7 protein-coding genes are annotated in these 9,364 nt (G+C 33.9%); all 7 read right to left on the bottom strand.

All coding sequences use genetic code 11. From position 1 onward, the window contains the following. Window positions 1-191: 191 nt before the first annotated feature. The 7 genes from ABRY23_14165 to ABRY23_14135 all read right to left on the bottom strand — a co-directional run bounded on the left by ABRY23_14165 (window position 192) and on the right by ABRY23_14135 (window position 9,355). Entirely contained in the window at window positions 192-1,202 is a 1,011-nt protein-coding gene (locus ABRY23_14165; protein MFA3784201.1) for an alcohol dehydrogenase catalytic domain-containing protein, read from the bottom strand. A 3-nt stretch (window positions 1,203-1,205) separates the two neighbouring features. Further along, a complete protein-coding gene (locus tag ABRY23_14160) occupies window positions 1,206-2,225 on the bottom strand; it encodes a LacI family DNA-binding transcriptional regulator (protein MFA3784200.1) in 1,020 nt (339 codons plus the stop codon). Between the two features lie 607 nt (window positions 2,226-2,832). Beyond that, entirely contained in the window at window positions 2,833-4,371 is a 1,539-nt protein-coding gene (locus ABRY23_14155) for a YifB family Mg chelatase-like AAA ATPase (GenBank protein MFA3784199.1), read from the bottom strand. Between the two features lie 55 nt (window positions 4,372-4,426). Beyond that, window positions 4,427-6,106: a T9SS type A sorting domain-containing protein gene (locus ABRY23_14150; GenBank protein ID MFA3784198.1), complete on the bottom strand. Its 1,680-nt coding sequence runs from the start codon at window positions 6,104-6,106 to the stop codon at window positions 4,427-4,429. Between the two features lie 4 nt (window positions 6,107-6,110). Beyond that, window positions 6,111-6,605 carry an NADH-quinone oxidoreductase subunit NuoI gene (gene nuoI, locus ABRY23_14145; GenBank protein ID MFA3784197.1) on the bottom strand — a complete coding sequence of 165 codons (495 nt, stop codon included), beginning with the start codon at window positions 6,603-6,605 and terminating at the stop codon, window positions 6,111-6,113. A gap of 22 nt (window positions 6,606-6,627) precedes the next feature. Beyond that, entirely contained in the window at window positions 6,628-7,659 is a 1,032-nt protein-coding gene (gene nuoH, locus ABRY23_14140; GenBank protein ID MFA3784196.1) for an NADH-quinone oxidoreductase subunit NuoH, read from the bottom strand. A gap of 16 nt (window positions 7,660-7,675) precedes the next feature. Continuing rightward, a complete protein-coding gene (locus tag ABRY23_14135; protein ID MFA3784195.1) occupies window positions 7,676-9,355 on the bottom strand; it encodes a molybdopterin-dependent oxidoreductase in 1,680 nt (559 codons plus the stop codon). Window positions 9,356-9,364 lie beyond the last annotated feature (9 nt).

The following is a 9,364-nucleotide window of genomic DNA, read 5'->3' as shown; positions in this document are numbered from 1 at the left end:
TGCCCATGTTAACTTCGCTGTCCCTTCATGTCCTTTATGCCAATATGATGGTAAATCCTGCTCGAAACTGCCTATTAGATTAATACTAGACTGAGCATATAACAAAGCAGTTACGGAAAAAAATACAAGAAAGAACCAGAATCTGGAAATTAAATTTGCCTTATAAAAATTCATAGAAGGCCCTCCACTTATTAGTTTTTAAATTGATACTTTAATGAAGTTGAATTATAACCGTTTTTCAAAATATCAGGTAAAGAATCAAAACCAACCTCAGTTACTGGGAATTTGCTAACATCTATTTTTTTATTAGACAGCAATTCAACTGCTCTTGAGAAAGTAAAAGGATTAAGGAAAGAAGTTTTAATTGTGATTTCATTTTTAAAGGCTTCATAAAGGTTAAATTCTAATTTAGAATTCAATTGTGGCTGTCCAAAAATAACCACATTACCGCCACGTATTACCAATTCTATTGCAAGGGCAGCAGTTTCAGTTTTACCAACACATTCAATTGCTAAATGTGGACCGCCATGAGTTAAATCTTTAATAGAAGCGACCAACTGATTGTCATAAGGGGAGAATACAAAATCAGCACCAAGTTCTTTAGCCAATTGCCTTTTATGTTCAACTGGCTCTATAACAATAATAATTGCAGCGCCTGAAATTTTAGCAAGCTGAAGCATAATCAAGCCAATGGTACCACCACCTATTATAGAAACAATTTCTCCGACTTTAATTTGTGCTCTGTCAATTCCTCTTATACAACAAGATATTGGTTCAGCGAAGGAGGCTTCAGATAAAGGTAAGTTATCTGGAATAATATAAGCTTGTGAAGAAGGGATAACCGCATATTCAGCAAATCCACCGTCTAAAGTTACTCCAAGTGCTTTATGGTTAACACAAAAATTTACTTTACCTTCTTTACAAAACTTACACTTACCACAATATATATTAGGGTCGATAACAACCTTGTCACCTATTTCAAAATTCACACAATTTTTCCCTTTATCAATAATTACTCCGCTAAACTCATGACCAAGCACAGTATTTTTCTTTGCTAAAGCAGTCCCAGAAAATATATGGTAGTCGGTACCGCAAATACCACAAGTATTAATCTTTATAAGAAGGTTATCATCATATAAAGGGGGTAATTGTTTTTCTGCAACATCCAAATGAAAAGGCTCGACAAAAAGTGCCGCTTTCATAAACTAAATCCTTTTAGTTGAATTGCGTATAATTAATTCAACGGGTACCAAAATTTTTTTGGGATGATGATTTGATTTATCTGAAATCATACTTATTATCATGTTCATTGCTTCAATACCAAGCTCCACTTTAGGAACTCTTACAGTAGTCAGAGGTGGATTAAGCATTAAATCTGCTTCAACATCGTCGAAGCCGACTAGAGATATATCATTTGGGATATTTATATGGTTATCAGCACAATACTGCATAACGCCAATAGCCATTGCATCATTGCATGCAAAAATTGCTGTTACACTTTTACTCATTTCGAGTAAACGTTTAGCTGCGTTATAACCATTTTGTCTGGCTGGATAATCCTCATCGGTAATAATCAGCTTTGGGTCAATTTTAATGTTAGAGCTTTCAAGGGCTTGCTTATAACCAGTCAACCGTTCAGATATACTTGGATGTGTGATGTCAGCCCCCAAAAAAGCTATGTTTTTATGTCCTAAGTCAATAAGATGTTTGGTTGCAATAAAACCTCCATTTATATTATCAACCATTACAACAGAGTGTTTGCCCGTTGGCGGAAAGAAATCGACAAAGACTAAAGGTATATTATAAGAGGATAATTTTCGTAAAAATATTTCAGGTACTTTACCTGCTATAATAATACCATCAACACTTTGTTCCAAGATAAACCGTGGTAGTTCATCATCTTCTGTAAATTCTCTTTTTATTGTGGCTAGTAGTACATAGTAGTTATTTCCTCTTGTAACAAACTCGGTTCCTAAGAAAATCATTGTATAAAAAGGTTCAGTCTTGAGAAAGTGGTCATCTGTTAATACAAAGCCAATATTGCCTGTTGTTTTTGTTACTAGACCTTTGGCAGATCTTGAAGGGTGGTAATTTAGTTCTTTAATTACTCGCAGTACCTTATTTCTAGTAGCAGTGGAAATTCTACTATTGTTTTGAATTGCTAAAGATACAGTAGCTATTGAAACCCCAGCTTTTTTGGCCACATCTTTTATAGTTGTAGACATATTTCTAAGTTAAACGTTTAACTGAATTCTAACTTAATGTCTTTATCTCTATTTGTCAATAGAAAAAATGCTTGTTTTTTTATTATAATTTAGACTATAAACAATAATAGTTTGCTAAAACGTTTAAATAAATTTAGTCTTGTTATCAAACAATGGTTTTCTTACCTCAAATGGGTACACCTTATTTTTGCTGATAACTCAAATGTGAATATTCTTTAACGGCTGAGATTACCAAAATACGAGGCTCTACTAGGCTTGTACTCAATTAGGAAGCTGTTAAGGATAGAATACGAACAACACAGATTACACGGATATTTCAGGAGAAAAAATTATTTAAAGTTATTAAAGTACTTATATGGGATTACAGCTAAATTTTAGTTGGTGTTTGTCTTTGTAAATCCTTGTTTATCCGTGTTCAATTAGTAAAGGTAGTAACAAAAAGATTCGACCCGAACTTTTGGTATTGTAATTGTCCCTTTGTTTGAAAATTCTTAGGATTAAACTATTCATGCAATTATTAAAATTCATGCCCCAATCATTCTTCAGATTAAGGTATTTGATGTTAATCTCAAAAATATTCAATCCTATATTGACTCAAGAACCCGTATCAATGTCCCCAAATATCTCTATCTAGACTTCTATATTGGATTGCCTCACTTATATGGTGAGTCAAAATTTTATCTGAGTTTTCCAAATCAGCTATTGTTCTGCTAACCTTTAATATTCTGTCGTAAGCTCTTGCTGATAAACCCAGTTTAGTCATTGCCATTTTCAGCAGTTCAGAACTTGCATTATCTAATTTACAATATTGTCTAACCTCGCGTGTACCCATATCAGCATTGTTATATATACCTTTAATACCTTTAAATCTTTCCAATTGGATTTTCCTTGCTGCAACAACTCTTTTTCTTATTTCTTCAGATTTTTCGCCCTTTGTATCGGAAGACAGTTCATTATACTTAACAGCAGGTACTTCTATGTGAATATCTATTCTATCCAACAGCGGTCCAGAAACTTTTGCCATATACTTTTGAATTTGAGAAGTAGTACAAGTGCATTCTTTGTTTGGGTCGGTGAAAAAACCACATGGACAAGGGTTCATTGCAGCTGCGAGCATAAAGTTGGCCGGAAATTCAAGTGACATTTTAGAACGACTAATTGTTACTTTATAATCTTCCAAAGGCTGCCTCATTACTTCCAAGACATTTTTTTTGAATTCAGGGAGCTCATCTAAGAACAAAACACCATGATGAGCAAAAGAAACTTCTCCAGGCCGCGGAAAAGTTCCGCCACCAATTAAAGCCGCATCTGAAACTGTATGATGTGGACTGCGAAAAGGTCTTTCTGTTATTAAGGCTTTATCCTTTGGTAAAATTCCAGCAACCGAATGAATTTTAGTAGTTTCAAGTGCTTCTTCAAATGTTAATGGGGGAAGAATTGTAGGCAGTCGTTTTGCAAGCATAGTTTTACCTGAGCCTGGAGGACCTATCATCAATATATTATGTCCACCTGCTGCTGCAATTTCCAAAGCACGTTTTGCATTTTCCTGTCCTTTTACGTCAGAAAAGTCAAGCTGGTATGTATTAACTTCAGCAAATATCGAATCTTTATCAGTTTTAATTGGCTCTGCAGTCTTATCTCCGTTCAAAAAATCTATTACTTCATTCAACGATTCAAAACCGTATACTTCAATTCCATCTACAATTGAAGCTTCTTTAACAGATTCTATTGGCAATATTATTTTTCTAATTCCTTTTTGTCGAGCTTCTACGGCAATTGGAAGTGCTCCTTTAACTTTTCGTAACGTACCATCTAATGACAGTTCACCAAGTATTACGATATCATCGAGAGAATCAACATTTACAACGGAATTTGCAGCTAAAATTCCAATTGCAATCGGAAGATCAAATGAACTGCCTTCTTTTTTAATATCTGCAGGTGCAAGGTTGATAGTTAATTTCCTTAAAGGGAATTCAATTCCGGAATTTTTTATTGCAGCTATTACTCTTTCTTTACTTTCTTTTACAGCGCTATCGGGTAAACCAACTATTGTTATTGATGGTAATTGTTTTTCTGAATGTGTCTCTACCTCTACAAGGTAAGCATCAATTCCGAATGTGGCACTTGAAAGAATCTTTGAAAACATTAATAAATAAATTTGCTGATTGGAATTTTAACAAAATGAATTTAACAAAAATAAATTACTTTGCCAAAATCATTTTCCTTACTTCGCTAAATCTTGGTGTTTTAACTTCATAAAAGTAAATGCCAGATGGCAGCTTGCTTCCATCAAATGTGAAGTTGTATTTACCTGATTGAAGGTAACCAGAGTACAGCTCTTCAATTTCTTTACCAACTAAATCGTAGACAGTTATTTTTATATCGGTAGGCTCAATTATATCTATAATAATAGTAGTTACGGGATTAAAAGGATTAGGATAATTTTGGTCAATTATAAATGGTTTTTTCTCACCTTGTCCAATTTTTACCACCGAAGAATAGCTTACAGTTCCATCTTTATTTAACTGTTTCAATCGATAGCTTACTACATCATCACCATAATTCTTAAAGTCAGTATAGCTGTATATTTTTGATTGGTCCTCATCTGCATCAATGCTGTAGACCTCATCAAATTGATTCCCCTTAGTTGCCTTTTCAATCACATAAGTTCCAACGTTTTTAACATCTTGAGCGTGCCATTGAATCAAATTATAATTATCAAAAGAAGTTAAATTAAGTACAGGCACACGTGAAAAAATTGGGGCATCGGAACTTAACAACATTACATTTGAAACATCTACTAAAGGTGAACTTGAGTTTATTTGACTATAGTTATCAAAATTCATCGAAAACAGAATTCGAGAACTATCAGCATAATAACTCAAGTAATTTTTGTTGTCAAAAGAACGATAAACTGAATTATTAAAATCCCATACTTTCAACAGGTCGATTTGGTAAGGGCTACTATTTAAAGAGCCGCTAAAAGTAAAAATTAAATCATTAACTGAAAATTCTTTCTTAATCGAGTATGAAAAAACTAATATGTCATTAATCCATATTTCAGCAGTTTTGCTCATAGGTGTTAAACGAATTGTTACATGGGACCATGTATTTCTACCCAAAAAAGCTTGATTAAAAATTTTGAGATCTGGTAAATCTTTTACAGAAGCAATGTAAAATTTATTATTACTTAAGGAAAGTAAAGTATCACCTTCAGCAGAGTTTTCAATAGTAATAAAATCTTGGACTGGTGAACTAAATTTTACCCAAAACTCAGTCAATATGTTTTTTATAGTGTTCTTATCATTAATCTTAAAAGAGAACTTAGAATTTTCTTTAAGAAGGAGTGAGCGGCCGGATACCAATTGCGGTGTGTAAGTCTCAAACTTAACGAGAGAAAGATTGCCATAATAGGCACTAACAGGTTTAGCATTATTTTTTAAAGTTTTAGTTTCAACCGCAAAATTAATGTTACCTTCAGAATTGTAATTTGGATTTAGAGTTACTTCTACTTGGAATGGATTAAGGACTTTAAACTGGGGGTCATCCAACGGTAATTTTATTTTATATGCTTTCCAGCCATCTTTATTCAATCCACTTTCTTTAGCTTTTATCTTCTTTTCGAAGTCTACCGCCTTTAAAGTTGCCTCTTCAATTACTATGTTACTTTCAGTAAACAAGAAAAAGTTAACATCAGCAAATTTATTATAAAATCGAGATGTTATTGAAATGTCAAAATTTTTGTTTTCGGGGATAAACTTAGGGCAATCGACTGAGAAATAAAAAGGATAATTTTGAGCAAATAACAGATTTGCAAAAAGTAAAAGTGACAAAAAAGCTTTTAACAGTAGCCTTTGCATCATCGAATTCTGTTTACTCATTGAGTTATTTAAATTTCCTAAGAAATTCAATTCTATCTTTAAGTTGCTCTACAGGTACAAGAAGTTTATCCTTACCAAAAATTGCTTCTTCTCGGTTTGTAAAAACAAGTTCATAGTCTTTGCTCATTACAATTGCTTCTTCAGGGCATACTTCTTCGCAAAAGCCACAGAAAATACAACGAATCATATTTATTTCGAATTTTTGAGGATACCTTTCTTTTTCTAATTCGGTTTCAGCAGCTTGCACTTCAATAGCAAGCGCTGGGCAGACACGCGAACACAATCCACATGCAACACATCTTTCAACACCGTTTTTTTCTTGGACTAAAACCGGTCTGCCACGATAAGATGAAGGCGGCTCAAACTTAACTTCGGGGTATTCCATTGTAACCTTTGGTCTTAACATGGTCTTAAAAGTTAAAGCCAGCCCCTTAACAATTTCAGGAATATATAACTTCTGCCAGACTGTTAAATCTTTTTCTCTTTTCTTTAACTCCATTTAACTACCCTGCAACTTTCTTTTATAAATTAAAAAACATAATTAAACATGCAACCCAAATAATATTTAGCACTGAGAGGGGGAACATTACCTTCCAGCCGAGGCTCATCAGTTGGTCATATCTAAACCTCGGTATACTCCATCTAACCCACATAAAGAAAAATAAGAAGAAAATAACCTTTAGAAAAAATGCCCCTACTTGTAATAAAGTGGTCAAAGTAACACTAAGACCAAGTTTATCGATATAAGGAATTTGCCATCCACCAAAATAAAGTGTAACTATCATAGCACTGGCAATTATCATATTGGCGTATTCTGCTAAAAAGAATCCAGCAAATTTCATACTGCTATATTCAGTATGATAGCCGCCTACAAGTTCTGGTTCAGCTTCTGGCAGGTCAAACGGCAATCTATTCGTTTCAGCAAAAGCCGACACCAGAAAAGTTATAAACCCGATTGGTTGAAGAATTGCATTCCACTTCCAACCGCTTTGGGCTAAAACTATTTCTTGAGGGCTTAATGATTGCGCTAAAAGTAAAACTCCAGCAATGGAAAATCCCATCGAAACCTCATAGGAAATCATTTGAGCTGAAGAACGGATACCACCTAATAATGAGTATTTACTGCCTGATGACCAGCCGGCAAACGTAATACCGTAAACGCCAAGTGAAGTTAAGGCAAGAACATATAATACGCCGATGTTTACATCTGCAACCATTAATTTAATATGATAACCAAATATTGTAACATCCGGCCCGAACGGAATTACAGCATAAGTAGAAAATGCGACAAATAAAGCTATAATCGGCGCTAAAGTATGCAGTGTCTTGTTAGATGCTGCAGGAACAATATCTTCCTTCAATAATAATTTCATTACATCGGCAGTTGTTTGCAAAATACCTTTCCACCCTACTCTATTTGGTCCTCGGCGGTACTGTATCCATGCACTAATTTTTCGTTCAAAATAAACTAGAAAAACAACTGAACCAAGAATCATTACAACGACTAGTATTATTTTAATTAGGCTGATAATTACAATTTCTGCAATGTTCATCAGAAAAATTTCTCCCTTATACTAATGTTGTTTCTTTTATGTTAACTTTTAGTTCTTTTCCTAAATCTCCAATTAGGTCATAGTCTAGACCTTTAAAAACATCAATTGCTTTCGCTATATCCTCAAAAACTTCTTCTGACATTTGATATTTAAATTTCATTCCCAGTTCATTTCCAATTGCAGTTAAAATTTTCCAACTTGGTTTAGCATCATATTTATGACCTTGCATCCATCTATCGAAATTAGTACCAAATTTATCCCATCTGCTCATTGCCATACCATCTAAAGCTCTATCCAATTCTACAGTGGCAACTGCAGGTCTAATTCTTTGAATTCTTCCTAGAAAGTTTACAAAAGTTCCATGTTTTTCAGCGTATGTAGATGCAGGGAAAAGAACATCTGACATTTCAGCAGTTTTATTAAAATTAGTTGAAAGCACAATTAACAAATCTAATTTAGCAAGAGATTCTTCCACTTTTTCTGATATTGATGTTAAATCATCTTCCATTACAATTAATGCTTTTATTTTTTTATTCTCAACAGCATCAAGAATTTCATTAATAATTAAGCCATTATCAGCAGGTTTAACTCCGACAAGTTCTGCGCCTAATGAATTGGGTGTTTTGTCTTCTCTAATTAATATATCGTCTTGGTCACCAGGCAATGTATGTTTCAAAAAGTAGATAATCACTGCACCTAACTGTCTTGCAATTTTAACTAATACGTAATTATCCTCTACAGTAGCAAAAGCAGACCCGATGAATGCTATTTCTTTGCTTTTGAATTCCTTTAGTCTTTTTGCAGCTTCTTTAACTGCAGTACTCCAATCAACTTTAATTAATTTGCCTTCTTTGCGAATAAATGTTCCATCAACTCTGTCACTTGAATTAACAAACTTAAATGTACTTAGTCTGCCGTTATCACACATCCAATAACTATTAACAGTCTCGTTGTGGCGCGGTGTTAATCTAAGAATTTGATTGTTGCGAACCCAAATTTCAATGTTACAGCCTCTCGCACAACCAATGCAAATGGATTTAGTGTTGGACATTTCCCAAACTCTTGCTTTGAACCTAAAATCTTTGTTCGTAAGTGCGCCAACAGGACAAATATCAGTAGTATTTAATGTGTAGGGGTTATTGAAGCCTTCTTCTTCAAAAGTAGTAATAGTTACCCTATCACCTCGATTAACAAAAGTAAGTTGATTTTGTTTTGCAATTTCATTTGAAAATCTTATACACCTTGAACACAAAATACAGCGTTCGGCATCAAACATAATATGTGGGCCAAGAGAAACTCGTTTTTCTTTTCTCATTTTAATTTCTTCGAAACGGCTTTCTCCTTTCCCATGCTTATAAGCATAATCTTGTAACTTACATTCACCTGCTTCATCGCAAATTGGACAATCTAATGGATGGTTAATTAATAAAAATTCCATAACAGCGTTTCTTGCCGAAAGTGTCTTTTCAGATTGTGTGTGAACTATCATACCATCCGCAGCGTAAGTTGAGCAGGCAATTACAAGTTTAGGCATTTTCTCAACTTCAACTAAACAAACACGACAATTACCGGAAATTGAAAGTTTTGGATGCCAGCAAAAATGCGGAATTGAAATACCATTTTCTCTTGCTGCTTCAATTATTGTTTGACCTTGTTTAAATTCAACTTCTTTCCCGTCAATTATAATTTTAGGCATTTTCTTTCC

This window comes from Melioribacteraceae bacterium 4301-Me (assembly GCA_041538185.1).
Classification (GTDB): Bacteria; Bacteroidota; Ignavibacteria; order Ignavibacteriales; family Melioribacteraceae; genus Pyranulibacter; species Pyranulibacter aquaticus.
This window is presented reverse-complemented; position numbering and strand designations above follow the sequence as displayed.

Excerpts from the sequence above, each read along its gene's own strand:
- ABRY23_14150 (MFA3784198.1), bottom strand. The coding sequence starts at position 6,106 with ATGAGTAAACAGAATTCGATGATGCAAAGGCTACTGTTAAAAGCTTTT.
- ABRY23_14155 (MFA3784199.1), bottom strand. The coding sequence starts at position 4,371 with ATGTTTTCAAAGATTCTTTCAAGTGCCACATTCGGAATTGATGCTTAC.
- ABRY23_14165 (MFA3784201.1), bottom strand. The coding sequence starts at position 1,202 with ATGAAAGCGGCACTTTTTGTCGAGCCTTTTCATTTGGATGTTGCAGAA.
- ABRY23_14135 (MFA3784195.1), bottom strand. The coding sequence starts at position 9,355 with ATGCCTAAAATTATAATTGACGGGAAAGAAGTTGAATTTAAACAAGGT.
- nuoI (MFA3784197.1), bottom strand. The coding sequence starts at position 6,605 with ATGGAGTTAAAGAAAAGAGAAAAAGATTTAACAGTCTGGCAGAAGTTA.
- ABRY23_14160 (MFA3784200.1), bottom strand. The coding sequence starts at position 2,225 with ATGTCTACAACTATAAAAGATGTGGCCAAAAAAGCTGGGGTTTCAATA.
- nuoH (MFA3784196.1), bottom strand. The coding sequence starts at position 7,659 with ATGAACATTGCAGAAATTGTAATTATCAGCCTAATTAAAATAATACTA.